This is a genomic window from Streptomyces griseorubiginosus, from assembly GCF_036345115.1.
In the GTDB taxonomy this organism is placed as follows: domain Bacteria; phylum Actinomycetota; class Actinomycetes; order Streptomycetales; family Streptomycetaceae; genus Streptomyces; species Streptomyces griseorubiginosus_C.
This window is the reverse complement of record NZ_CP107766.1, coordinates 8,775,034-8,799,244: the sequence shown is the minus strand read 5'-3', so window position 1 is coordinate 8,799,244 and position 24,211 is coordinate 8,775,034. Positions and strand designations below refer to the sequence as shown.

The window sequence follows — 24,211 nt, the reverse complement described above, 5'->3', positions numbered from 1 at the left end:
AGCCCCGTTCGAAAGCGACTCTGAATTGACTACCGCACGCCGTCTTCGCCTCCCCGGAATCGCCTACGGCGGCGACTACAACCCCGAGCAGTGGCCCGAGGAGGTCTGGATCGAGGACGTCCGTCTCATGCGCGAGGCGGGCGTGAACATGGTCAGCGTCAACATCTTCTCGTGGGCGCTGCTGGAGCCCCGCGAGGGTGAGTTCGACTTCTCGCGCCTGGACCGGATCCTCGCCCTGCTCCACGAGAACGGCATCGCCGCCGACCTCGCGACCCCCACGGCGGCACCGCCGGCCTGGTTCTTCCGCAAGCACCCGGAAGCCCTGCCGGTCGACAAGGACGGCCGGGGACTGTCGTACGGCAGTCGTCAGACCTTCTGCCCCTCCAGCCCCGCGTACCGCGAGGCGGCGCTGCGGGTCGCCCGGGCGCTCGGGGAGCGGTACGCGGACCACCCGGCCGTGGTGATGTGGCACATCCACAACGAGTACGGATGCCACAACGCCGAGTGCTACTGCGACACTTCGGCCGAGGCCTTCCGCCGCTGGCTGCGGGACCGGTACGGAGACCTCGCGGCCCTGAACGACGCCTGGGGGACGACCTTCTGGAGCCAGTGGTACTACGACTGGGACGAGGTCATCCCGCCCCGCGCCACCGGAGCCGTCCCCAACCCCACCCACCAGCTGGACTGGCGGCGCTTCTGCAGCGACGAGCAGCTGTCGCTGTACACCGCGGAACGGGACGTGCTGCGGGAGGCTTCCGCGGACATCCCCGCCACCACCAACTTCATGGTGAACTTCAGTATCGAGGCGCTTGACTACTGGCGCTGGGCACCGGAGTTGGACGTCGTCTCCAACGACCACTACCTGCGCTCGACCGACCCGGAGTCGCAGATCGACGTCGCGCTCAGCGGTGACCTCGTGCGCTCCATGGCCGGTGGCCCGTGGCTGCTGATGGAGCACTCCACCGGGGCGGTCAACTGGCAGCCGGTCAACAGGGCCAAGGATCCCGGCGAGATGCGCCGCAACGCCCTCGCCCACGTGGCCCATGGTGCCGACGGCATCGCCTTCTTCCAGTGGCGGGCCGCGAAGGCGGGTGCCGAACAGTGGCACTCGGCGATGCTGCCGCACGCGGGCACGGACAGCCAGATCTGGCGGGACGTCGTCCGACTCGGCGCTGATCTGGGTGCGTTGGCCGAGGTGCGGGGCAGTACGACCGCCGCCCAGGTCGCGGTGGTGTGGGACTGGAACGCCCGCTGGGCCCTGGAGCAGCCGTCCCAGCCCAGCGGTGAACTGCGCTTCGTGGACCTGGTGCGGGACTGGTACCGGCCGCTGTGGCACGCCGGCGTGGCCGTGGACTTCGTGCAGCCCGACGCGGACCTGTCCTCCTACCGTCTCGTCCTCGTGCCGAGTCTCTATCTGGTCGACGACGCCGGCGCGGCCAACCTGACCGGCTTCGCCGAGCGCGGCGGCACGCTGGCCGTCGGCTTCCACAGCGGTGCCGTGGACGCCAACTGCCATGTGCGGCTGGGTGGTTACCCGGGAGCCTTCCGGGACGTCCTCGGAGTGTCCACCGACGAACTATTCCCGCTGCTGCCCGGCGAGACACGGCACCTCACGGGAGCGGTCCCGGAGGGCGCGAGCGCCACCCTGTGGTCGGAGCGCGTCCGGCTCTCGGGCGCCGAGGCGGTCGCCGCGTACGGCGACGGGCCGCTGGCGGGTGGGCCGGCCGTCACCCGGCACGCTTCCGGCGCCGGAACCGCCTGGTACCTGGCGACGCGCCCCGACCCGGCGACCCTGGACGCGCTGCTCACCCGCATCGTCGAGGAGGCCGGCGTCCAGCCGGTCCTCGCCGGCCTGCCGACCGGTCTGGAGGCCGTCCGGCGCACCGGCGCCGACGCCGCGTACCTGTTCCTGATCGACCACGGCGGGAGCGGAGCCGAGGTCCCGGCCGAGGGCGTCGAACTGCTCACCGGCAAGGACGTCGGCGGCTGGGTCACCGTCCCGCCGGGGGGTGTCGCGGTCGTCCGCGAGCCGCTCGACCAGGGATGAAGAGGTACGGAAGAGCCGGGCATGAGCGCGGCTCCTCCGGGTAGCAGGGACATGCCTACCGGGGAGGGGCCGTCACACCTGGGGAGGTCGCGTCGGCCCTTCCCTCCCCGGGCCCCAGTCCGTCAGCACCGGGTCGCTCCCTGGGGTCGGGGGCGGCCCGGTGCGCGTCCCGGTGGGCCCGGCAGGGGAGAATGGGGCCGTACCCAACGGTCGACCTTGCGGAGGAGCGGGGAAATGCAGAACGCGCGAGCGGGACAGGTCGCCGGGCCCGAGGACCTCATCGACGTGGCACGTCTGGTCACGGCGTACTACGCACTGCACCCCGACCCGGCCGAGCCGGGGCAGCGGGTGGCGTTCGGCACCTCGGGGCACCGCGGCTCGTCCCTCGCGGCGGCCTTCAACGAGGACCACATCGCGGCCACCAGCCAGGCCATCTGTGAGTACCGTGCCGCCCAGGGCACCGACGGCCCCCTCTTCCTCGGCGCCGACACCCACGCCCTGTCGGAGCCCGCGCGGATCACGGCGCTGGAGGTCTTCGCGGCCAACGACGTGACCGTGCTCATCGACAAGGCCGACGGCTACACGCCCACCCCGGCCGTCTCGCACGCCATCCTCACCCACAACCGCTCCCGCACCTCCGCGCTCGCCGACGGCGTGGTGGTCACTCCCTCGCACAACCCGCCCGCCGACGGCGGCTTCAAGTACAACCCGCCCAGCGGCGGCCCCGCCGGTTCGGAGGCGACCTCCTGGATCCAGGACCGCGCCAACGAGATCATCACGGGCGGCCTGAAGGACGTACGGCGGATCCCCTACAGCCGTGCCCTCACCGCGCCCGGCACCGGCCGCTACGACTTCCTCGGCACCTATGTGGCCGATCTGCCGAACGTGCTGGACCTGGACGCGATCCGGTCGGCAGGGGTGCGCATCGGCGCCGACCCGCTGGGCGGCGCCTCGGTGGCCTACTGGGGCCGGATCGCCGAGCAGCACGCGCTCGACCTCACGGTGGTGAACCCGCTCACCGATCCCACCTGGCGGTTCATGACGCTGGACTGGGACGGCAAGATCCGCATGGACTGCTCGTCGCCGTACGCCATGGCCTCGCTGATCGAGCAGCGCGACCGCTTCGACATCGCCACCGGCAACGACGCCGACGCCGACCGGCACGGCATCGTCACCCCGGACGCGGGGCTCATGAACCCCAACCACTACCTGGCCGTGGCGATCTCGTACCTGTTCTCCCACCGGGAGCGGTGGCCCGCGGGTGCGGGGATCGGCAAGACCCTGGTGTCGTCCAGCATGATCGACCGGGTCGCGGCGGACGTCGGCCGGCCGCTGGTCGAGGTCCCCGTCGGATTCAAGTGGTTCGTGGACGGTCTGTCCGACGGCACGCTCGGCTTCGGCGGCGAGGAGTCGGCGGGCGCGTCCTTCCTGCGCCGGGACGGCTCGGTGTGGACCACCGACAAGGACGGCGTCATCCTGGCCCTGCTGGCCTCCGAGATCACGGCGGTCACCGGAAAGACCCCCTCGCAGCACTACGCCGGGCTCACCGACCGCTTCGGCGCACCCGCCTACGCGCGCGTGGACGCGCCGGCCAGCCGCGAGGAGAAGGCCCTGCTGGCCAAGCTGTCCCCGCGCCAGGTCACCGCCGACACCCTCGCCGGAGAGCCGGTCACCACGGTCCTCACCGAGGCCCCCGGCAACGGCGCCGCCCTCGGTGGCATCAAGGTCGGCACCGCCAACGCCTGGTTCGCGGCCCGCCCTTCGGGCACGGAGGACGTCTACAAGATCTACGGCGAGTCCTTCCTCGGCCCGGACCACCTGCGCCAGGTCCAGGAGGAGGCCAGGTCGGTGGTGCTGGGAGCACTGGAGGCCTGACGCGGCTCCCCGCGGGCCGGCCTGGTCCGCCGTACGAGAGCCGCCGCGGCGCTGTCCCACTCGGGGTGCTCGAAGGTGAAGCCCGCCGCCCGCAGCCGCCCCGGGACCACCCGGCGGCTCTTGAGCAGCAGCTCCGTGTCCGAGCGCAGCGCGAACGCGCCCACCTCGGCCATCCAGCGGGTCGCGGGCAGCCCTGCCGGCACGCCCCAGGCCGTGCGGAGCGCCCGCATGAAGTCGCGGTGCGGAAGGGGGCCGGGCGAGGCGAGGTTCACCGGTCCCTCGATGTCGTCACGGGCGATCAGGAGGTCCACCGCTCGTACGAAGTCCTCCTCGTGGATCCAGGAGACGTACTGCGCACCGCCCGCCACCGGGCCGCCGAGTCCGAGTCGGACCATCCGCGACAGGACGTCGAACACACCGCCCCGGTCGGGGGTCATGACCATCGCCGCGCGCAGCGCCACCTTGCGGGTGGCGGGTGTCGGCGCCTCGGTCTGCGCCCGCTCCCAGTTCTTCGCGATCTCGACGCTGTAGGCCCAGTAGTCCGGCACCCCGGTCTCGGAGCCGCCGATCACCCCGGTCGTCTCGTCGTGGGCGGCGTCGAAGCGGTGGGCGTAGATCGTCGCCGTGCTCATCTGCAACCAGACCCGCGGTGGCCGTACGGCGCCGGCGATCGCCTCTCCGACCACGCGCGCGGAATCCACCCGGGAGTCCATCATCGCCCGCAGGTTCTCGGCGGTGTAGCGGCAGGACACGCTGCGCCCGGCCAGGTTGATCACGGCATCGCTGCCGTCGACCGCCTCGGCCCAGCGGCCGAGGGTGACGCCGTCCCAGGCGACGTGGTGCGGGCGCGTGGGACGCCGGGTCAGCACCGTCACCTCGTGGCCGGCCGCCGTCAGGGCACGGTCGAGGACCGTGCCCACCTGTCCGGTTCCCCCGGGCAGCACAACCTTCATGGGATCTCCCTCAGCGGCGTCGGGCTTCAGCATAGCCACGGTTTTTGAACATGTTCAACTGAGGGGTGCGGGAGAGCGGCGTGGCGGTTCGGGGATCACGCCGCCCGGGGGTCAGGGCCGGTCGGTGCGGTCGGTCCGCACCCGCTGGGCCACGTCACGCAGCTTGATGTTGTGGTGCTGGGAGATGCGGCGCAGCACGTTGAACGCGTCGTCCTCGCTCATGCGGTGCCGTTCCATCAGGATGCCCATGGCCTCGCCGATGGCGTGCCGGGTCTTCATGGCGTCCTCGAGCTGGTCGATGGCGCGGGCGTCGGCCAGGGCCACGGCGGCGTGCGAGGCCAGCAGCCAGCCGGCGGTCTCGATGTCCTTGCCGAAGGCTCCGGGGCGCCGGGAGTACAGGTTCAGCGCGCCGAAGTCCTCGTCGTGGGTGTAGAGCAGCACGCCGGTCATGCTGCCGATGTCCAGTTCCCGGGCCGCAGCGGCGAACCGCGGCCAGTTCGGCTGCGACTCGCGCATGTCGGCGATCCGGAAGACCCGCTCGCCGTTCTGGCGGCCGGCGAGGTCGAAGCACGGTCCCTCGGCCAGTTCACCCTGGAGCCGGTCGGACGCCTCGACCACGTCCCCGCAGGCGGACAGGGTCACGGCCCGGCCCTTGCGCACCGCGAGGATCCCGGCCGCGTCGCAGCCGTCGACCAGTCGCACCGCCGAGGCCACGATCTCGTCCAGCGTGCCCTGCACCGAGTCCTGCGCCAGCAGGTTCCGCGCGAGCAGGGCCATCGACTCGGCGAATTCTCGCCACTCCACCGCCACCACCCGCTTCGGTCATCCGTGCGAACACCCTACCGTCGTGCCGCGCGCTCCGGCGGGCTCGGCGCCAGGGCGGGGCGTGCTGTGACCCCGCGCCACGCACGGCCACCGCCGCGCCGTACCGCTTCGGAGCCGCGCCCCGCGGCCCTGCGGACCACTCCCCCGTCGCCGTAGGCATCAAGGCCGTCGGCTACCCCGGCCCGGCTGAAACAGACCCCACCGAGCCTCACCACTTCCCTCGACGCCGTACGAGCACGGCGACGGGGGCCGCCGCGAGCAGTACCGCCAGTGCCGCGTAGCCGTAGGCGAGAGTCGTGGCGGTGGCGACGGCGGCGACGAGCAACGGGCCGCCCGCGTCGCCGAGTTCGCGGCCGAGTTCAGCGGAGCCCATGGTCTGGCCCAGGCGTTCCGGCGGGGTCGACGAGGCCAGCGCGGCGAAGCCGAGCGGGGTGATCAGTCCGGTTCCGGCGCCGGTCAGGGCGGCCGCGCACAGGACGCCGGTCAGGCCCGGCAGCATCGCGCAGCCCATGCCGACGGCGGTGACGAGCAGTCCCGCGAGCAGACCGGAGCGGGTGGTGAGGCGCCCCTCGTCGAGGGCGCGCCCGGCCCTGGGCTGGACGAGGGCGGCGCACGCGGCGAGCACGGACACGGCGGCCCCGGTGGCGACCGTGCCGAGACCCGCGGCCCGGCCCGAGACGGGCAGGAAGCCGACGCCGACGGAGAGGGCCGCGGTGGCCGCCGCCAGTGCGGCGGTCGGGGCGAGGAAGACGGGGTCCGCGAGGCGCCGCGCCAGGTCCAGCACGGTCTGCCGGGCCTTGGGCAGCGGCGGTACCACGGGTACGGCGACGGCGGCCCAGACCGCCACGGCCGCGCCCAGCACCGCCAGCACGGTGAACAGCAGCCGCAGTCCCCCGGCCCACACCAGGACGCCGCCGAGCAGCGGGCCGAGGGTGTAGCCGATGGACTTGTAGAAGCCGTAGCTGCCGAACGCGCGGCCGTGTCTGGCCGCCGGGTTGAGCCGGGCCACCAGGGCGGACGCGGACGGGGAGAACGCGGAGGCCGCGGCGCCCTGGCCCAGACGGGCGGCCCAGAGCCAGCCGGGGCTGTCGGCGAGGACGTACAGCGCGGAGGCGGCGGCGAAGGCGACGAGGCCGGCGAGCAGCACCGGGCGCGCGCCGATCCGGTCGGCGAGGGCGCCGAACACCGGCTTCAGGAGCACCTCGGCGCCGTCGTACAGGGCGAGGAGGCCACCCAGTACGAGCAGCGAGGTGACGGCGTCGTCGGAGAAGCCGCCGAGGTTGGCGGCGATGCCGTGGGCACCGAAGGCGGTGGTGAAGCCCGCCGCGTACAGGGGCCACATCTGGCGGGCCGGGGTCGCCTGCCGGGGTGCCGAGGTGGGGTTCACCGGTCGTCGGCCGGGGTCTCGTGGAGGGCGGCGAAGACGCGTTCCGCGTAGTCCTCGCAGGCGGCCGCGCACTGCTTGAGGCGCTCCCCGGCCCGGGCCGCCTCGGGGGTGCCGAAGACGTCCCGGGCGGTCAGGTCGCGGTGCCAGCGCCGCAGCCGCTCGAGCGACTGCTCCTCTTCCTCCAGTTCGGCGAGGGTGAACTTGGCGATGCGGATCTCCTTGGCCAGTTCCTCCTCGAACTTGCCGCAGTCCGCCAGGAACTCCGCCCAGTCCGCGGACCGGGCCGCGCCGAACAGCTCGCGGAGCCGGGCGGCGTCCTGCGGGCCGCGCCCCGACGCGGTGAGCGTCACCGCCTGCCCGCCGGCCTTCTCGGTCAGGGCGAGCGCCCGCGCGACGCCGTCGGCGAAGACCGGCACGTCCGGTACGGCCCAGATGCCCTGGCCGAGCGAGAGCGCGCCGATCTTCCGCAGCTCGCGCCAGACCGCCACCCGGTGCCGGGACGGCTCGGCGTCCAGTTTGATCACGAGAACGAGCCAGCGGACCGGTGCTTCTTCCTTCGTCACACGCCGGAATGTATCAGCTGTTACATCAACGGGATCAGCGCGTCCAGTAGCGGATGTTGCGGAAGCGGGCCTCCGCCCGTCCCGAGCCGTGGTTGTAGACGCCGTTCTTGAAGTAGCGGGTGGCCGGGCCCCGGTCGGCGACGGTCAGGACGAGGGCGTTGTCGAGGTAGACCTTGACCGTGCCGGTGCCGGTGGTCGCCTGGTGGGCGATCTTCACGTTGAACCAGGTGTCGTACACCCCCGTTCTGAGCACCGTGCCGTCGTAGCGGCGCACGGTGCCGCCGTCCGTGTCGTAGACGTTGAGCATGATGTCGGTGGCCGGGGTGCCCGAGGGGTGGACGCCGCGCAGGATCTGCACGAAGGACGCGCCGTCCGTGCCGGAGGGCAGGTGGACGTCGGCGTCCCACATGCGGTTGCCGGTGGTGTAGTCGACCTTCCAGCGCATCTCGGTGCGCGGGTCGGTGGAACTGCCCTCCTCGAAGGGCTCGTCGGTGGCATACACCCACATCCGGTGGACCCCGCCGCTGTAGCCGTGCCGCTCGCCGAGGTCGAGGTTCCAGGGCTTCTGCCAGCTGTAACTGAACGAGGTCCGGGTCCAGCCGGCCGTGGGATCGGCGGCCGCGACGGCGAGCGCCGTACGCGGCACAGCGAGCGCGGCCCCGCCGGCCAGCAGCCCGGTCCCGGTCCGTAACAGTGATCTCCGATTCATCGTGTGCCCTTTTCGGTGAGGTGGTGCCGGGGACGCCGGAGTTGGTGCGCGCCGTGCCGGAGGGAACCTCAACACATCGGAGGAGTCAATGACTTGGGGGCGGCTCGTGGCTCGTCAAGGGCAAGGTTGAGACAAGTCGGCCGCCCCACAGTCGGGATACACCCGATGTATCGCCGGTCAGGCTGCCTCGCGCCTGCTGTCCGCGTGTGCGCGGATGACGTCGGCGTACCGGTGACCGGTCCCCTTGATCGTGCGCTTCTGGGTCTTGTAGTCGACGTGGACGAGGCCGAACCGCTTGTCGTAGCCGTACGCCCACTCGAAGTTGTCCAGCAGGGACCAGGCGAAGTACCCGGCCAGCGGGGCGCCCTTGCGGGCGGCGGACGCGCAGGCGGCGAGGTGGTCGATCAGGTATTCCTGGCGTTCCGGGTCGTCGATCGTGCCGTCGGGGCGTACGACGTCGGGGTACGCGGAGCCGTTCTCGGTGACGTAGAGCCTGCGGGCGCCGTACTCGTGGGTCAGGCGGAGCAGCAGGGTCTCGATGCCGCTGGCGTCGATCTCCCAGTCCATGCCGGTGCGCGGGACACCGGGGCGGGCGACCTCGCGGACCCGGGGTGCGGGCGCGGTGGGGTCGTCGGCCACGGTCGCCGGCATGTAGTAGTTCAGGCCCAGCCAGTCCAGCGGCTGCGCGATGGTCGCCAAGTCGCCCGGCCGCTCGGGGAGTTCGACGCCGTAGACCTCGCGCATGTCGTCGGGGAAGCCGCGGCCGTGGATCGGGTCCAGCCACCAGCGGTTGGTGTGGCCGTCCATGCGGCGGGCGGCGGCGAGGTCCTCGGGCCGGTCGCTGGCGGGGTGGATCGTCGAGAGGTTGTTGACGATACCGACCTGGGCGCCGGGGGCCGCCGCCCGGATCGCCCGGGTGGCCAGGCCGTGGCCGAGGAGCAGGTGGTAGGAGGCGCGGACGGCGGCGGTGAGGTCGGTGAGGCCGGGGGCCATCTTGCCCTCCAGGTGGCCGATCCACGCCGAGCACAGGGGTTCGTTGAGCGTGGTCCAGTGGTTCACCCGGTCTCCCAGCCGGCCGGCCACGACCGAGGCGTACGCGGCGAAGTGCTCCGCGGTGTCGCGCACGGGCCAGCCGCCGCGGTCCTGGAGCGCCTGGGGCAGGTCCCAGTGGTAGAGGGTGACGGACGGGGTGATGCCGGCGGCGAGGAGGCCGTCGATCAACTCGTCGTAGAAGTCGAGGCCCTTGGCGTTGACCGGGCCGTCCCCGCCGGGCACGACGCGCGGCCAGGCGACGGACAACCGGTAGGCGTTGGTGCCGAGTCGGCGCATGAGGTCGATGTCCTCGCGCCAGCGGTGGTAGTGGTCGCAGGCGACGTCGCCGGTGTCGCCGCCCGCGACCTTGCCGGGTGTGTGGGAGAAGGTGTCCCAGATCGAGGGGGCGCGTCCGTCCTCGGCGACGGCTCCCTCGATCTGGTAGGCGGCCGTGGCCGTGCCCCACAGGAAGTCCCGCGGGAGTGCGGCGAGGTCGATGGTCACGAAAGTCCTTTCGGGGTGGGTCACTTGACGGCGCCCGCCGTCAGCCCGGCGACGAGATAGCGCTGGAGGAGCAGGAACCCGGCGACCACGGGGACGCTCACGACCAGCGAGGCGGCCATGATCTGGTTCCAGTACACGTTGTTGAGGGTGGAGTAGCCCTGGAGTCCGACGGCGAGGGTGCGGGTGGTGTCGTTGGTCATGACGGAGGCGAAGAGCACCTCGCCCCACGCGGTCATGAAGGCGTAGACGGCGACCGCGACGATCCCGGGGATCGCGGCGGGCACGACCACCCGGAACAGCGCCCCGAGCGGGCCGCACCCGTCGACCAGTGCCGCCTCGTCCAGGTCCCGCGGCACCGAGTCGAGGTACCCGATCAGCATCCAGATCGAGAACGGCAGCGAGAAGGTGAGGTACGTCAGGATCAGCCCGCCGCGCGAGCCGAACAGGGCGATCCCGGTGGCGTTGCCGATGTTGACGTAGATCAGGAACAGCGGCAGCAGGAAGAGGATGCCGGGGAACATCTGCGTGGACAGCACGGTGACGGTGAAGACGCGCTTGCCCCGGAAGTCGTAGCGGCTCACCGCGTACGCGGCGAAGACCGCGATGACGACCGAGCAGACCGTCGCCGCGCCCGCCACGATCAGCGAGTTCACGAAGTAGCGGGCGAGCGGGATCGTCGACCAGATGTCGATGTACGGCCGGATGGTCACCTCGCTGGGCAGCCAGTGGAACTGCCCGGTGACGTCCGCGAGCGGCTTCAGCGAGCTGGAGACCATGACGTACACCGGCAGCAGCACGAAGCCGGTGAGCAGGGTGAGGAAGATCCGCCGGGACCAGAGGAACGAACGCGGCGGCGCCATGGGCGAGTTGGGGCTAGACATCGGCCGGTTTCCTTCCCCGTGAGGTCAGCAGGAGGTAGACGCCCGTCACCACGAGCAGGAACAGCAGCAGGAGGACGGACATGGCCGAGCCGGTGCCGAAGTTCCAGGTGACGAAGGAGGCTTGGTAGATGTGGACCGAGATGAGGTCCGCCGCCTCCGGGGCCGACTTGCCGAACAGGACGTACGGCGTGTTGAAGTCGTTGAAGGTCCACAGGAACAGCACCAGGAGCAGGACCTGGTTGACCGGGCGCAGGGACGGCAGCGTGATCCGGCGGATCTGCTGCCACAGGCCCGCGCCGTCCAGCGCCGCCGCCTCGTACAACTCGCCGGGGATGTTCTGGAGTCCGGCCATCACGATGAGGAAGGCGAACGGCCAGCCCTTCCACACCGACACCGTCAGCAGCGCCCAGAAGCTGTTGTCGCCGATGAGCCAGAAGGACGGCTTGTCGGTGAGGTGCAGCTGGTCGTGCAGGACGTGGTTCACCAGGCCGTTGTCGTGCTGGAACATGAACACCCAGGTGATGACGGCCGCGTAGACCGGCAGCGCGTACGGCACCAGGAACAGGGCGCGCAGCAGGCCCCGGCCGCGGAAGGTGTCCTGCATGAAGACCGCCGCCGCCGTGCCGATCAGCCAGCACAGGCCGACCGACAGCAGCGTGAAGGCGACGGTGACGAGGAACGAGTGCAGCAGGGCCTCGCCGACGGGGGCGTCGAAGTCCACCGACACCTTGTAGTTGTCGAGGCCGGACCAGGGCGCGGTGCCCCAGTCGCGGATGTAGAACTGGGTGAGCTCCTTGAAGCTCATCACGGCGCCGATCACCATCGGCACCAGGTGGACGAGGAGTTCGAGGAGCAGGGCCGGCAGCAGGAGCAGGTACGGCAGCCCGATGCGGCGGATCCTTCCGGGGCGGCGGCGGGGATGAGGATGCGCCGCCCCGGAAGGGGTCTTGCCCACGGACTGCTCCGCGGGAGCGGTGGTGGTCATCGTGCTCACTTCGTCGGCATCTGCTGCTGGGCCTTCTCCAGCGCCGCCTTCACCGACTCGGTGGTGATCGCGCGACCGGCGGCCGCGTCGGCGAACAGGTCCTTGACGGCGGTTCCGACGGCGGTCTCGAACTGGGACTCGTCGGCGACCTGCGGCAGCGCGGCGGCGCTGGTGGCGAGGGTGTCCTTGAGGACCTTGTTGGCGCCCGAGCTGAAGGTGGTGTCCGCCTGGACGGTCCTGACCGGCGGGATGGAGCTGTAGGCCGTGTTGAGGATCTTCTGCTCGGCGTCGCCGGTCATGAACTTCACGAACTTCTTGGCGCCGTCGATGTTGTCGGTGTTCTTGAAGACAGCGAGGTTGATGCCCATGACGGCGGAGTTGACCTGGGTGCCGGTGCCGGGGGTGCCGGACTGCACGGGCACCGGGGCGATGCCGTACTTGTCCTCGCTCATGCCCTGGGACTTCAGGTTGGCGGACGCGGACTGCCACAGCAGCATGGCCTGGTTGCCCTTGGCGAAGTCGCTCACCGACTGGTTCTGGGCGTACTCGGCGTCGCCGGTCGGGATGACCTTGTCCTTGGCCATGAGGTCGACGTACTGCTTGACCGCGGCCACGACCTTGTCGTTGGTGAAGTCGGGCTTGCCGTCGGAGGTGAAGAACTCGCCGCCGTGCTGCTTGGCGAAGACGAAGACGTGGTGGATGTTCTCCGACAGGTTCGCGCCCTCGGCGCCGAGCGCGGACTTGCCCTCGGCCTGGATCTTCTTGCCGTCGGCGACCAGCTCGTCCCAGGTGGCCGGGGGCTTGCTGATGCCGGCGTCGGCGAAGATCTGCTTGTTGTAGTAGAGGGCGTAGGCCATCGAGTAGAGCGGGACGGCGGCCGGGTCCTGGCCCTGGGCGCCGGTGGAGCCGAGCGCGGAGTCGACGAAGCGGTCCTTGCCGCCGATCGCGGCGAAGTTCTTCGCGTCCCAGGGCAGCAGCGCGCCGGTGGCCTGGAGGGAGGCGCTCCAGGTGTTGCCGATGTTGAGGACGTCGGGGCCCTGCCCCGAGGTGGTCGCGGTGAGGATCCGGTTGAGCAGGTCGGACCAGGGGACGACCTCCAGCTTGACCTTGATGCCGGTCTGCTTCTCGAACTTGTCGAGCTCGGGCTGGAGGACCTTCTTGTCGACCTCGATGCTGGCGCCCTGGTTGGAGGCCCAGTAGGTCAGGGTCTTCGGCGAGTCGTTGGACCCGTCGCTCGTCGACGATCCGCCGCCGCAGGCGGTGACGAGCGTCAGCAGCGAGGCGGTGACGGCTCCGGCGGCCGCGGCTCGGGTTCTGCGCATCTGGCGTCCCTTCCAGGGGAGACCCGCGGGTGCGTTCACTTCCCGAACGCCACCCAGGAGTTAATTTATGGCGTGATTTAAGACGCGAAGGAAACGCGCGTCAAGGGCTCGGGCCGGGGTATCTTGCAGGTCGGGGCCGATCCGGAGGGATTCACATGGCGGTGCGGAACGGGCGGACGGTGCGCGACCTGCGACGGGGCAACCGCACCGCCGTACTACAACGGTTGTATTTCGACGGCCCCATGAGCCGCTTCGCGCTGGCCCCCGCCACCGGCCTCAGCGCCGCTTCCATCAGCAACGTCGTCGCGGACCTGGTCGCGGATCACCTGGTCGAGGAGGCAGGCACCGTCGAGTCCGACGGCGGCCGCCCCCGCACGCTGCTGCGCGTGGCCCCCGGTGGCGGCCACATGATCGGCGTCGACGTCGGCGAGACCCGGGTCCGCGTCGAGCTGTTCGACCTCACCCTGACGGAACTCGCCCGCACCGAACGGCCTTTGGAGCATCACGGCTACGACGTCGAGGTGGTCGTCGGCCACATCCGGGACGGCATCGCCGAGGTTCTCGCCGCCACCGACATCGCCCCCGAGCAGCTGCTGGGCGTCGGGATCGGCGTCCCCGGCATCGTGGCCCGCACCTCCGCGGTGGGCGCCGTGGTCCACGGCCAGACGATCGGCTGGGACGCCGTCCCGCTGGAATCCCTGCTGCGTTCGACCGGTGAACTCCCGGACTCCGTCCCGTACTTCATCGACAACGGGGCCCGCACCCTCGGCCAGGCCGAGCTGTGGTTCGGGGCCGGCCGGGGCTGCCGCAACGCGGTCGTCGTCCTCTTCGGCTCGGGCATCGGCGCCTGTCTCGTCACGGAGGACATGGAGTACGGCCGCCCCCTGGAGTGGGGCCACCTGACCGCACGGGTCCGGGGCCGCCGCTGCCGTTGCGGTGCGCTGGGCTGCCTGGAGGCGTACGCGGGCGCGGAGGCGCTGCTGGAGCGGTGGCGGGAGGAGGGGGGACGTCCGCCGGAGGGGGTGGACGAGGAGAGCGCGCTGACGGCGATGCTGGGGGCCGCTTATCCGGGCGGGGGTGACGGGAACGGAAGTGGCCGCGAGGCCGACCCGGTGGCGCTCGCCGTGCTGGAGGAGGCCGCCGAGTACGTGGGCGCCGGGCTGTCCGACCTGATCAACCTCTTCCAGCCCGAGCGCATCCTCATCGGCGGCTGGGCAGGGCTCCAGCTCGGCCCCCGGCTCCTGCCCGCCGTACGCCGGTACGCCGACGAGTACGCCCTGCGTCACCCAGCCGAGCGCGCCTCCATCGACCTCGGTGAACTCGGCCCGGACGCGGTGACGGTCGGCGCCGCGATCCTGCCGCTCGCCGAGTTCTTCGCGCGCGGCGGGCAGCGCGGCAACGGCATTCGGGTGCGGGAGGGTTGATCGCCCCGTGCGCCCCGTGCGCCCCGTCGATCAGGCGCGGTCGTGGAGCGTGATCTGGTAGCCGTCCGGGTCGGCGAAGGTGAAGGTCCGGCCGAAGGGGCCGTCGATCGGTGCGGAGACGATGATCCGGCCGTCGGCGACGAGCGCGTCGTGGATCGCCTGGACGCCGGTGGCGTGGAGCCAGATCGCGACACCGATGCCGGGCTGGGCGACGGAGGCGAGGCCGGTGCCGGGAATGATGTCGCGCAGGGCGAACGCGATCGGCTTCGTCTCGAAGACGACGGCGTGCGGAGGTCCGGCCGGCGAGCGGACGAGGCCGAGGTACCGCTCGTAGAACGCCTGTGAAGCGTCGAGGTCGCGCACTTGGAGTGAGATGAAGTCGGGGCCGGTGGCGGGCATGGTGACGCTCCTTGCTTGCAGGTTTTCGTGTGTGTCAGTTTTCTGACATGCGGCAAGCTATGTCAGAATACTGACATGAGTCAAGAAGGTGTCGGCATCGACCTGGAGACGTCACTGGGCTACCTGCTCAAAGAGGCGTCGAGCGCGCTGCGCACGGCGATGGAGGAGGTGCTGCGGCCGCTCGGGATGAGCGTGACGCACTACTCCTGCCTCGAACTCCTGGCGCAGCGACCGGGGTTGTCGAACTCCGAGCTCGCGCGGGGCGCGTTCGTGACGCGGCAGACGATGAACGTGCTGCTCCAGGCACTGGAACGGGACGGCTACGTGACCAGGCCCGCGGCGGCACCCGTCGGGAAGGCGTTGCCCACGCGGCTCACGCCCAGTGGCCGGCGAAGCCTCGAGAAGGCGAGCGCGGCCGTTCGTTCCGTCGAGGCCAGGATGCTGGCCGGTCTGACCGAGACCGAGCAGACGGCCGCGTTCGGGGCCCTGAAGAGCATGATCCATTCCCTGCGCGAGGATGGCGGCGCCTAGGCCGTTCCACGACGCACGCGAGCCCTGTCCCCTTTCATGGGGGACAGGGCTCGGCGTGGTCGTCCTTCGTCGTCAGACGACCATCCACTGCTGGTTGGCGCCCGCGGTGCAGGTCGCCTGGTCGAGGGCCGCGCCGTTGGCGGTCGACGCCCCGGCGACTTCGAGGCACTTGCCGCTGTTGACGTTGGCGAAGGTGACGTAGCCGCCGATCACGGCCGTCCTCGTCCACAGCTGGTGGGAGGCCCCGGTGCAGGTCGACTGGACGGCCACCGCGCCGTCGGTGGTGGCGGCGCCGGAGATCTGAAGGCACTTGCCGCTGTTGACGTTCACGAGCTCGTAGGCGGAGCCGAGCGCGGTCGGGACCCACTGCTGGTTGCCACCGGAGTTGCAGTTGCCGGAGTTCACCGCGGCCCCGTCCGCCGTGCTCAGGGACCAGACGTCCGCGCACTTGGCGCTGTTGCGGTTCAGCAGGTGGTTGTTCGGGGCGCCGAGTGGAGCGGCGAGGACCGGCCAGCCCCCCGCGAAGGTCACCTGGCGGATGTCGAGGGTCTCCTGACCGGAGTTGTTGCCGTCGTAGTAGTGGTAGGCGAGGAACTTGGAGGTGCCGTCGTCGTAGGCGTCGGCGCCGCCGGCCGCCACCCTGGGGTAGGCGCCGGTGAGGACGGTGGTGCCGCCGCCGGAGGCCATGTCCGTGCCGTTCTGGTCGAGGTAGGGGCCGGTGATGCTGGTGGAGCGGCCGACCACGGTGTAGTAGGTGCTGTTGACCCCGCTGCAACAGGTGCCCTTGGAGCCGAAGAGGTAGTAGTAGCCGCCGTTGAGGATGATCGTCGGGTTCTCGATGCCGACGGCGATGTGCCAGAGGTTGTTGTCGGTGGTGGAGAGCTTGCCGGTGGACTGGTCCAGGACGTGCATGTAGGTGCCGCTGCCGGTCCAGGAGCCCCAGGAGATGTAGAGCCGGCCGTCGGGGCCCCAGTCGACGTTGGGGTCGATCGGGTAGTTGACGTCCGTGACCATGCCCTGGTCGGTCCACGGGCCCTCGATGTTCGTGGCCGTGGCGAGGCCCATCACCGCGTAGTTCGAGCCCCAGAGCGAACCGGCGTAGTACAGGTGGTAACTGCCGTTGAAGTACTTGATGTCCGGGGCCCAGATGTTCGGCGGGGTCGAGCCCAGCTTGGCGGTGATCCAGGACGGGGTCGACGACCACACGTTGCCGACCTTGGTCCATCCGGAGGCCGCGGTGCCGGCGCACGTCTTGCGGAGGGTGATGGATCCGCTGGGGTTGAGCGGGTCGTTCTCGAACCCGGTGGAGAATCCGTAGTAACAGCTGCCGACCTTGATGACGCTCGGGTCGTGCATGCGGAGGTCGCCGGTGAGGGCCTGCGCCGGACCGGCGGTGACCAGGCCGAGGAGGGTCAGCAGGGCGACCGTGATCGCGGCGAGGACGGAGCGCCCCGCGCGTCCGTGCCGCTCTCCGGTTGTTCGGGATCTGAGCATGCGAAACTCCTTTGTCCGCTGCGGTGTTGGCCCGGTGGTGGATGTCAGGCGGTGGGGGAACCGAGGTCCGTCCGCCGGGTGGTCGTGGTGCCGGTCGGCAGGACGGTCACGTCCCCGTCGGGCCACTCGATGCGCGCCGTGGCTCCGGTGGGCACGGTCGCCGTCACGGTGAGCCCGGTCTCGTCGAGCTCCCAGCGGATCTCGACGCGCCCGTACGGCGACTCGTGGGCGGCGTGCGCCCAGGTGATGCCGCCGCCCGGTCGGGGGCGGAACACGATGTCGCGGTAGCCGGGCTCACCCGCGGCCAGTCCGGCGACGGTGCCGTGCAGCCACTGGGCGACGGCGCCGAGGGCGTAGTGGTTGAACGAGGTCATCTCGCCGGGGTTGACCGTGCCGTCGGGCAGCATGCTGTCCCAGCGTTCCCAGACGGTGGTGGCGTCGTGCTTGAGCGCGTAGAGCCAGGACGGGCACTCCTGCTGGAGGAGCAGGGCGTACGCGGTGTCGTCGTGGCGGGTGGCGGTCAGCGCGGGTGCCACCAGCGGGGTGCCGATGAAGCCGGTCTGGATGGTGTGCCCGCCCTCGGTGACCAGTTCGGCCAGCCGCCGCCCGGCGACGGCCCGGGCCCGGGCGTCCGGGAGGAGATCGAACTGGAGGGCCACGGCGTAGGCGGTCTGGGTGTCGCTGGTCATCAGGCCGCCGGGCAGCACGTACGCGTCGGTGAAGGCCCGCCGGACGCGGTCCGCGAGGTGCCCGTACCGGTCCCGTTCGTCGTGGCGCCCGAGGACACCGGCCGTCCACGCCACATGGCGCAGGGACCAGGCGTAGTACGCCGTGGCGATCAGGTGGCGGTCGGTGCGGCCGGCGCCCGGGTCGTCCGGGGGTGCGAACGGGTCGAGCCAGTCGCCGAGTTGGTAGCCCCGGTTCCACAGGCCCGACGCGTCGGCGAGTTCCGTGACGAGGTCGACCCAGCGCCGTGCGCTGTCGTACTGGGCGGCCAGGAGTCCGGTGTCGCCGGAGGCCCGGTACAGATCCCACGGGGTCAGCGCCACGACATCGCCCCAGCCCGCGCCCGGTCTGGCGGGGGTCCACTGCTCGCCGCCGGGGATCTCGGGGACGTACCAGGGGACGGTCCCGTCCTCGTGCTGCTCCACGGCGACGTCCCGCAGCCAGGACGTGAGCATGCCGTGGCAGTCGTACAGGAAGGCGGCGGTGGGCGCGAAGATCTGGATGTCGCCGGTCCAGCCGAGCCGCTCGTCCCGCTGGGGGCAGTCGGTGGGGAGGTCGACGAAGTTGCCGCGCAGGCTCCACACCACGTTCTGGTGCAGGCGGTTGACCTGGTCGTTGGAGCATGCGAACCAGCCGGTCCGCGCCATGTCGGTGTGGTACACGCGGGCGACGATGTCGCGCCCGGGGAAGCCGCCGCCGCGCCAGCCGGTGATCTCGGCGTAGCGGAACCCGTGGAGGGTGAAGCGTGGCTCCCAGGTCTCGGGGCCGCCACCCCGCAGGGTGTAGCGGTCCGTGGACGCGGCGCCGCGCAGGGGGCGGACGCACAGTTCTCCGTCCTGGAGCACCTCGGCGTGCCGGATGACGAGCATGTGCCCGGCCGGGCCGGAGACGGTGACGCGGACCCGGCCGACGAGGTTCTGCCCGAAGTCCACCAGCAGCCGGTCGTCGCCCAGCGCGGTCACCAGTACCGGGGTGATCTCCTCGGTGCAGCGCACGGGTGGGCCCGTGGGCGCGACCAGGGTCGCCGGGTCCCGGGGGACGACGTCCACCGGTGACCAGTGAGCGTCGTCGAATCCGGGGCTGGACCAGCCGGCCGGCTCCTCCCGGGCGTCGTACGTCTCGCCGTCGAGCAGCCCCGCGGACAGGATCGGGCCCCGGCCGGCCCGCCAGGAAGGGTCGGTGCCGATGACGGTGACGGTCCCGTCGCGGTGGCAGATCTCCAGCTGGGCGAGGAGGGCTACCCGGTCGCCGTAGAGGTCGGCGTGGCCGCCGCCGAAGCCGAGGCGGCCCCGGTACCAGCCGTCGGCCAGCCAGGCGCCGATGGCGTTGGCGCCCGTGCGCAGGTGCTCGGTGACGTCGTGGGTCTGGTAGCGCAGCCGGTGGTGGTAGCTGGTCCACCCGGGTGCGAGCGCGTGGTCGCCCACGCGTCGGCCGTTGATCTCGATCTCGTAGAGGCCGTGGGCGGTGACGTACAGCCGGGCGCGCTCGATGTCCGCGGCGGCGGTGAACTCCTTGCGCAGCAAGGGGGGTTGCCGCTCGCTGTCGGGCTCCCGCGGTGAGACCGCCCGGGCGGTCCAGTCGCCGGGGGCCAGCAGGCCCGCTTCTATGTGCAGCGGTGGGCTCCAGTCGCCGGCCGGCTCGTCGGCTGCGCGGACCCGCACCCGGACCGCGCAGGCTTCCCGGGAGGTCAGGGGCCCCAGCGGCCAGGGGACCAGCACGGAGTCCTGCGAGGTCACCCAGTCCGTGCGGTACGTCCCCTCGGCGCGGGTCACCTCGATCTGGTAGGCGTGCTGTGTCCAGCCGGCCGGTGCTGTGGTCTTCCAGGAGAGGCGGGGCGAGGACTCGCCGATGCCGAACGGCTCCCGGTGGTGCTCCGCCGTCGGGGCGGCCGGCGTGGGTACGGGCTCCGGGGTCATCCCTTCACCGCCCCGGCCGTCAGGCCCTTGATGATGCGCTGGTTGATGAGCAGGTAGAGCACCAGGGCGCCGACCACGTTGATGCTGATCGCGGCGAACAGCGGGCCGAAGGCCGTCTCGCCGTACTGGCCGGTGAAGTTGAGCAGCCCCACCTGGACGGTGCGCAGGTCGTCGTTCGTGGTGAAGGTGAGCGAGACGAGCAGGTCGTTCCAGATGAAGAAGAACTGCACGAGGGCGACCGTGAAGACGGCGTTGCGCACGACGGGGAACCCGATCCGCCAGAAGGCCGTGAGCATGCCGGCGCCGTCGAGGGTGGCGGCCTCGAACATCTCGCGCGGGACCGCCCGGAAGTAGGTGGCCATCATGAACACGGTGAGCGGGAGGCCGACCGCGGTGTAGGTGATGATCAGCGGCCACATCGTGCCGGACAGCCCGCTCTGGAAGTACACCCGGAACAACGGCAGCAGGATCATCTGGCTGGGCACCATGATGCCCAGCAGGAAGACGAGGAGCACCTGGTGGCGGCCGCGCCACACCATGACCTCCAGGGCGAATCCGGCGGCGGTGCCGAGCACGATGATGAGGGCGAGCGAGGGCACGGTGGCCAGGAGGCTGTTGCGGACGTAGAGCGCGACATGGCCGGTCGTCCACGCGTCGGCGTAGTTGTGGAAGTCCCACTTCCCGGGCAGCGACCACGCGGGGTCGTTGACGAACTCCGACTGCGTCTTGAAGGAGCTGAGCAGCAGCCACAGCAGCGGTGTCACCTCGACGGCCACCAGCAGGGCGACGAGCAGGTTGCGGGTCAGGCGCCGGGCGTGGCCGGACTTTCGGACGGTGACCGGCCGTGTACCGGGCGGGAGTTCACGCGGCGGGGCCGTCATGGTGTCGGTCATGGGGGTTCAGCCCTTGGTCAGGTCGCGGCGCGAGAAGCGGAAGACGACGAGGGTGACGCCGAGGCAGACCACGGTGAGCAGCGAGGCGATGGTGCTGCCGTAGCCGTAGTCGCCGTAGGAGAAGGCGGTGCGGAACATGTAGAGGGTCAGGGGTGTCGTGCCGCTGCCCGGGCCGCCGTTGGTCAGGGCGAGGACCGAGTCGAACACCTTGAGGGTGCCGTTGATGCTGAACACCACCGAGGACAGCAGCACCGGCGCCGACAGCGGCAGGACGATGTGCCGGATCAGCCGCCAGCCGGTGGCGCCGTCCAGCCGGGCCGACTCGAGCGTCTCGTCGGGGATGTCGAGGAGCCCGGCGAAGATGAGGACGCCGTAGAAGCCCATGGAGCGCCACACGTCCATGACGACGAGGACGACGAAGGAGCCGCCGGCGCTCGCGAACCAGTCGCCGTGGTGGAGGCCGAGTCCTTCGATGGCGACGTTGGCCAGGCCGTTCTGGGGGGCGACGGCGAAGAGCTTCTGGAACATCAGGGCCACGGCGACCGTCGGGAGGATCACCGGGAAGAACACCAGCGTGCGCACGACCGCGGACGACCTGCGCAGGACGAACACGTAGAGCAGCGCGAGCAGATAGCCGCAGAGGATCTGCCCGGCGCTGACGGCGAGCGCGTACTTGAAGGTGAACCACAGCGCCGAGTGGGCCTGCGGGTCGTGCCACAGCTTCTCGAAGTTGCCGAGCCCGCCGAAGGTGAAGCCCTCGATGACGTTGCCCTTGAAGAAGGTGTACCCGAGGGACCAGCCCATCGGCACCAGCATCACCAGGGTGTACACCAGCAGCGCCGGGCCGAGCAGGACGGCGATGGCACGGCGGTCTCCCAGAACTGAACGCATGACGGCTCTCTCACGAAGGGTTTTGTGCGGACGGCGGTGGTGCGGCGGGGTCAGCCGTTGTCGAGGTCGGTCTGGACCTTCTGCATGAAGTCCTTGGCGGAGAGGGAGCCGGTGACGAGCGGCGCGGCGTTCGTCTGGCTGGTCTCCGTCGCCTTCGTGTTGAACAGCGCCTCGAACCACAGCGTGCTGGTCGTGGTCTTCGAGATGGTGTCCTGCACGGTCTGCGTCAGCGGCGGGAGGGTGCCGGTGTCGCCGTTGGGCTTGAACCCGGAGACGGTGCCCTGGTCCTTCAGGGAGGCGGCACCGTAGTTCTTGGTGATGCAGGAGAGCCAGTCGCCGACCTTGGTGTCGTAGGACTTCGCGGAGACGGCCACGGGGAGGCCGACGTTGGCCGGGATCTGGTCCGCGCTGCCCTTGCCGCCCGCGACGGTCGGGAACGGCATGAAGCCGACGTTGTCCGCGCCGATCTTGTTCTTGGTCCTGTCGTTGAAGTCGCCGAGCGCCCAACTGCCCATGTAGAACATGGCGGCCTTGCCGGTGAGGAACTGCTGGGTGGCGGTGTCGTAGTCGATCGATCCGACGCCCTTGCCGAAGTAGCCGGCCTTGCCGAGGTCGGCGACGGCCTGCGCGGCCTTCACGTAGGCGGGGTCGGTCAGTTTGGCCTTGCCGTCGGCGACCGACTGGAGGGCGTCCGGGCCGAGTTCGCGGTAGAGGTAGCCGCTGATGAGCCGGGTGAGGGGCCAGCCGTCCTTGCCGTCGGCGGCGAACGGGGTGACTCCGGCGTCCTTGAACTTCGCGGCGGCCGCGACCAGTTGGTCGTAGGTGGTGGGCGTGGCCACGTGCTGGTCGGCGAAGAGCTTCTTGTTGTACCAGATGCCCTCGATGTTGAACTGGTAGGGCATGACGTTGAACTTGCCGTACAGGTTCTCGACGGTCTTGATCGCGGCCGGCTGGAGGTCGTCCCACACGCCGAGGTCCTTCAGCGTCTTCTCCAGGTCGAGGACCTGGCCCGCCTTGTCCAGGGTCTTGGTGAGCTGGGGGGTGCCGCCCGCCGCGAACTGCACCGGCAGCGCGTTCTGGCCGGCGAGCAGCTGCACCTTCTGGTCGACGTTGCCTATCGGGAGCGTCTGGATCTTCAGCGGCAGGGCCTTGTTCTGCGCCGCGCAGGAGCCCTTGCTCAGGGTGGTGAGCTCCTGCTGAACGATGTGGTTGTCGTCGTTGATGGTGAGGCTGAACGCCTTCGCGTCACCGCCCGAGCCGCTCCCACCGCCGCAGGCGCTCAGCAGCAGGCTCGAGGTGGTGGCGGCGGCAACGGTGGCCAGGAGGGTGGTACGGCGGGTTCTGAGGGTCTTGTGCACGGGTGCTCCTCGGCACACAGGGCGTTGAAACGCTTCAATGGGGAGATGCGGGGAACCTATGGCTCGGTTCGGCGTGTGTCAAGGAGTTGTCCGGGGCGTTTCTGGAGGGCGTTCGGGGGGTGCGGGGGCTGTCGGTGACTCGGGGTGTGGGTCGGGCAGAGCGGGAAGCTGATGGTCAGGTGGGGGGGATGGTGGGGTGGATCAGCGCGAGGGGGGTGACGTGGGGTCGCCGAACAGGACGGGACGGGAAGGGCGTTCGGATTGAGCGCGGGCAGAGGGGGATCGGCTCGGGCCTTGAGCGTGTGGCGCTGGTCGGCAGGACCAGCTCGGGCTCTTGGTTGGGTGCGCTGACCCGGACCGATCAACCCCGGCACATGACTGGGAGCGTCGGCCCGAACTGATCAGTTCCTGTTGTCAGTTCGGGGCGCTGGCCCGCACGACCAGCTCGGGCTCCAGCACCACCGTGGCGTGCCGGTGCTGCTTGCCCGCTGCCACCTCGTCCATCAGCAGCCGGATCGCCTCCTGGCCCATCATCCGGCCCGGCATGTCCACCGCGGTCAGCGGCACCGCCGCGGCGCCCGCCGCGCGGTTGTTCTCGCAGCCGACGACGGCGACCTGGTCCGGCACCCGGATCCCCGCCACGGTGTGCAGCTCGTGGATGATGGCGTTGGCCAGCTCGTCGGCGACGACCACCAGGCCGTCGGGCAGCTCTTCAGGCGCCCTGCGGGCGAGTTCCGCCCCGACCACGTGCCCGTGGGAAGTGGTCAGGCCGACGCTGTCGATCTCCTCCAGGGTGACGCCGGGACCCGCCTCGGCGACCGCGGCACGCACTCCCCTGCGCCGGTCGCGCACGGGCTGGTAGTCGTCGTGCGCCACCACGTACGCCAGCCGGGTGCGCCCGGTGTCGATGAGATGGCGGGCCGCCAGGTAGCCCACGTGCTCGTTGTTGACCAGCACCGAGCAGCAAGTGCCGGGCCGCGGGGCGTAGTTGAGCAGCACGACTTGGCGGCCGTGCGAGCGGATGCGGGCGATGCCGGCCGTGGAGTCCTCCATCGGCGCCAGCAGCACACCGGTCACCCGGGACTCGTCGAACAGGTCCAGATAGTCGTCCTGGAGTTTCATGTCGCACGCGGTGTTCGCCAGCAGCAGGTTCTGCCCGACCGCACGGGCGGCGTCCTGCGCTCCGTGCGCCATGTCGATGAACAGGGAGTTCTCGATGTCGGCGAGGACCATGCCGATGCTCTTGGTCGAGCCGGACACCAGCGACCGGGCGGCGTCGTTGCGCACGAAACCCAGTCGGCTGATGGCTTCGCGAACGCGTTCCGCCGTCGCGGGACTGACCTTCGCCGGGTGGTTCAGCACGTTGGAGACCGTGCCGACCGAGACGCCGGCGGCGTCGGCGACATCCTGCATGCTCGGACTGGCATGCCCCTGAACTGCTCGCGGACGGGCGGTTGCCACAGCGCTCCTCGACCTTCGGTCTCGTTCCAACCCGG

The 24,211-nt window shown here is 70.8% G+C and carries 20 protein-coding genes; 4 read left to right on the top strand and 16 right to left on the bottom strand.

Features of this window, described 5'->3' with window-relative positions:
* Nucleotides 1–25: 25 nt before the first annotated feature.
* Together OHN19_RS39615 and pgm are read left to right on the top strand one after the other, a co-directional pair.
* Nucleotides 26–2,047, top strand: a complete 2,022-nt coding sequence (locus OHN19_RS39615; protein WP_330268834.1) for a beta-galactosidase — start codon at nt 26–28, stop codon at nt 2,045–2,047.
* A 234-nt stretch (nt 2,048–2,281) separates the two neighbouring features.
* Nucleotides 2,282–3,922: a phosphoglucomutase (alpha-D-glucose-1,6-bisphosphate-dependent) gene (gene pgm / locus OHN19_RS39610; RefSeq protein ID WP_330268833.1), complete on the top strand. Its 1,641-nt coding sequence runs from the start codon at nt 2,282–2,284 to the stop codon at nt 3,920–3,922.
* Here pgm and OHN19_RS39605 read toward each other — a convergent pair.
* From OHN19_RS39605 to OHN19_RS39565, 9 genes are all read right to left on the bottom strand, one after another.
* Nucleotides 3,835–4,875, bottom strand: a complete 1,041-nt coding sequence (locus tag OHN19_RS39605) for an epimerase (protein WP_330268832.1) — start codon at nt 4,873–4,875, stop codon at nt 3,835–3,837. The two genes, pgm and OHN19_RS39605, sit on opposite strands and share 88 nt — an antisense overlap.
* Before the next feature lie 111 nt (nt 4,876–4,986).
* Nucleotides 4,987–5,679: a GAF and ANTAR domain-containing protein gene (locus tag OHN19_RS39600; RefSeq protein ID WP_330268831.1), complete on the bottom strand. Its 693-nt coding sequence runs from the start codon at nt 5,677–5,679 to the stop codon at nt 4,987–4,989.
* 229 nt (nt 5,680–5,908) lie between these two features.
* A complete protein-coding gene (locus OHN19_RS39595) occupies nt 5,909–7,042 on the bottom strand; it encodes an MFS transporter (RefSeq protein WP_330269817.1) in 1,134 nt (377 codons plus the stop codon).
* Nucleotides 7,043–7,083: 41 nt separating this feature from the next.
* Complete coding sequence (locus OHN19_RS39590) at nt 7,084–7,650, bottom strand: Chromate resistance protein ChrB (protein WP_330268830.1); 567 nt, start codon at nt 7,648–7,650, stop codon at nt 7,084–7,086.
* A gap of 34 nt (nt 7,651–7,684) precedes the next feature.
* The gene (locus OHN19_RS39585; RefSeq protein WP_330268829.1) at nt 7,685–8,359 is read right to left on the bottom strand and encodes a polysaccharide lyase family 7 protein; all 675 of its coding nucleotides are present in this window, start codon (nt 8,357–8,359) and stop codon (nt 7,685–7,687) included.
* 177 nt (nt 8,360–8,536) lie between these two features.
* Nucleotides 8,537–9,895: a GH1 family beta-glucosidase gene (locus OHN19_RS39580; RefSeq protein WP_330268828.1), complete on the bottom strand. Its 1,359-nt coding sequence runs from the start codon at nt 9,893–9,895 to the stop codon at nt 8,537–8,539.
* Nucleotides 9,896–9,915: 20 nt separating this feature from the next.
* Nucleotides 9,916–10,755 (bottom strand): carbohydrate ABC transporter permease, encoded by an 840-nt coding sequence (locus OHN19_RS39575; protein WP_330269816.1) that lies wholly within the window; start codon nt 10,753–10,755, stop codon nt 9,916–9,918.
* Nucleotides 10,756–10,768: 13 nt separating this feature from the next.
* Nucleotides 10,769–11,761, bottom strand: a complete 993-nt coding sequence (locus OHN19_RS39570; protein WP_330268827.1) for a sugar ABC transporter permease — start codon at nt 11,759–11,761, stop codon at nt 10,769–10,771.
* 5 nt (nt 11,762–11,766) lie between these two features.
* The gene (locus OHN19_RS39565; RefSeq protein WP_330268826.1) at nt 11,767–13,083 is read right to left on the bottom strand and encodes a sugar ABC transporter substrate-binding protein; all 1,317 of its coding nucleotides are present in this window, start codon (nt 13,081–13,083) and stop codon (nt 11,767–11,769) included.
* A gap of 155 nt (nt 13,084–13,238) precedes the next feature.
* On the opposite strand from OHN19_RS39565, the gene OHN19_RS39560 reads away from it, so the two are divergent.
* On the top strand, nt 13,239–14,507 hold the full coding sequence (locus OHN19_RS39560; protein ID WP_330268825.1) for an ROK family protein: 1,269 nt from the start codon (nt 13,239–13,241) through the stop codon (nt 14,505–14,507).
* A 30-nt stretch (nt 14,508–14,537) separates the two neighbouring features.
* Here OHN19_RS39560 and OHN19_RS39555 read toward each other — a convergent pair whose 3' ends face one another.
* On the bottom strand, nt 14,538–14,906 hold the full coding sequence (locus OHN19_RS39555) for a VOC family protein (protein ID WP_330268824.1): 369 nt from the start codon (nt 14,904–14,906) through the stop codon (nt 14,538–14,540).
* A 75-nt stretch (nt 14,907–14,981) separates the two neighbouring features.
* On the opposite strand from OHN19_RS39555, the gene OHN19_RS39550 reads away from it, so the two are divergent.
* Nucleotides 14,982–15,437, top strand: a complete 456-nt coding sequence (locus OHN19_RS39550) for a MarR family winged helix-turn-helix transcriptional regulator (RefSeq protein WP_330268823.1) — start codon at nt 14,982–14,984, stop codon at nt 15,435–15,437.
* Nucleotides 15,438–15,509: 72 nt separating this feature from the next.
* Here the strand turns inward: OHN19_RS39550 and OHN19_RS39545 are convergent, their stop codons facing one another.
* The 6 genes from OHN19_RS39545 to OHN19_RS39520 form a co-directional block, all read right to left on the bottom strand.
* Nucleotides 15,510–16,931, bottom strand: a complete 1,422-nt coding sequence (locus OHN19_RS39545) for a family 43 glycosylhydrolase (protein ID WP_330268822.1) — start codon at nt 16,929–16,931, stop codon at nt 15,510–15,512.
* A gap of 44 nt (nt 16,932–16,975) precedes the next feature.
* Nucleotides 16,976–19,573, bottom strand: coding sequence for a family 78 glycoside hydrolase catalytic domain (locus OHN19_RS39540; RefSeq protein ID WP_330268821.1), 2,598 nt, complete (start codon nt 19,571–19,573; stop codon nt 16,976–16,978).
* A complete protein-coding gene (locus tag OHN19_RS39535; RefSeq protein ID WP_330268820.1) occupies nt 19,570–20,466 on the bottom strand; it encodes a carbohydrate ABC transporter permease in 897 nt (298 codons plus the stop codon). The genes OHN19_RS39540 and OHN19_RS39535 overlap by 4 nt, the downstream gene beginning before the upstream one ends.
* Nucleotides 20,467–20,472: 6 nt before the next feature.
* Nucleotides 20,473–21,357 (bottom strand): sugar ABC transporter permease, encoded by an 885-nt coding sequence (locus tag OHN19_RS39530; protein ID WP_330268819.1) that lies wholly within the window; start codon nt 21,355–21,357, stop codon nt 20,473–20,475.
* A 50-nt stretch (nt 21,358–21,407) separates the two neighbouring features.
* Entirely contained in the window at nt 21,408–22,715 is a 1,308-nt protein-coding gene (locus OHN19_RS39525) for an ABC transporter substrate-binding protein (protein ID WP_330268818.1), read from the bottom strand.
* 414 nt (nt 22,716–23,129) lie between these two features.
* Nucleotides 23,130–24,128 carry a LacI family DNA-binding transcriptional regulator gene (locus OHN19_RS39520; RefSeq protein WP_330268817.1) on the bottom strand — a complete coding sequence of 333 codons (999 nt, stop codon included), beginning with the start codon at nt 24,126–24,128 and terminating at the stop codon, nt 23,130–23,132.
* Nucleotides 24,129–24,211 lie beyond the last annotated feature (83 nt).

Bases quoted from the DNA above. Each gene is read 5' to 3' on its own strand.
- OHN19_RS39555 (WP_330268824.1), bottom strand. From the start codon at position 14,906: ATGCCCGCCACCGGCCCCGACTTCATCTCACTCCAAGTGCGCGACCTC.
- OHN19_RS39545 (WP_330268822.1), bottom strand. From the start codon at position 16,931: ATGCTCAGATCCCGAACAACCGGAGAGCGGCACGGACGCGCGGGGCGC.
- OHN19_RS39595 (WP_330269817.1), bottom strand. From the start codon at position 7,042: ATGTGGCCCCTGTACGCGGCGGGCTTCACCACCGCCTTCGGTGCCCAC.
- OHN19_RS39575 (WP_330269816.1), bottom strand. From the start codon at position 10,755: ATGGCGCCGCCGCGTTCGTTCCTCTGGTCCCGGCGGATCTTCCTCACC.
- OHN19_RS39550 (WP_330268823.1), top strand. From the start codon at position 14,982: ATGAGTCAAGAAGGTGTCGGCATCGACCTGGAGACGTCACTGGGCTAC.
- OHN19_RS39540 (WP_330268821.1), bottom strand. From the start codon at position 19,573: ATGACCCCGGAGCCCGTACCCACGCCGGCCGCCCCGACGGCGGAGCAC.
- OHN19_RS39520 (WP_330268817.1), bottom strand. From the start codon at position 24,128: ATGCAGGATGTCGCCGACGCCGCCGGCGTCTCGGTCGGCACGGTCTCC.
- OHN19_RS39530 (WP_330268819.1), bottom strand. From the start codon at position 21,357: ATGCGTTCAGTTCTGGGAGACCGCCGTGCCATCGCCGTCCTGCTCGGC.
- OHN19_RS39565 (WP_330268826.1), bottom strand. From the start codon at position 13,083: ATGCGCAGAACCCGAGCCGCGGCCGCCGGAGCCGTCACCGCCTCGCTG.
- OHN19_RS39570 (WP_330268827.1), bottom strand. From the start codon at position 11,761: ATGACCACCACCGCTCCCGCGGAGCAGTCCGTGGGCAAGACCCCTTCC.
- OHN19_RS39605 (WP_330268832.1), bottom strand. From the start codon at position 4,875: ATGAAGGTTGTGCTGCCCGGGGGAACCGGACAGGTGGGCACGGTCCTC.
- OHN19_RS39585 (WP_330268829.1), bottom strand. From the start codon at position 8,359: ATGAATCGGAGATCACTGTTACGGACCGGGACCGGGCTGCTGGCCGGC.
- OHN19_RS39560 (WP_330268825.1), top strand. From the start codon at position 13,239: ATGGCGGTGCGGAACGGGCGGACGGTGCGCGACCTGCGACGGGGCAAC.
- pgm (WP_330268833.1), top strand. From the start codon at position 2,282: ATGCAGAACGCGCGAGCGGGACAGGTCGCCGGGCCCGAGGACCTCATC.
- OHN19_RS39535 (WP_330268820.1), bottom strand. From the start codon at position 20,466: ATGACCGACACCATGACGGCCCCGCCGCGTGAACTCCCGCCCGGTACA.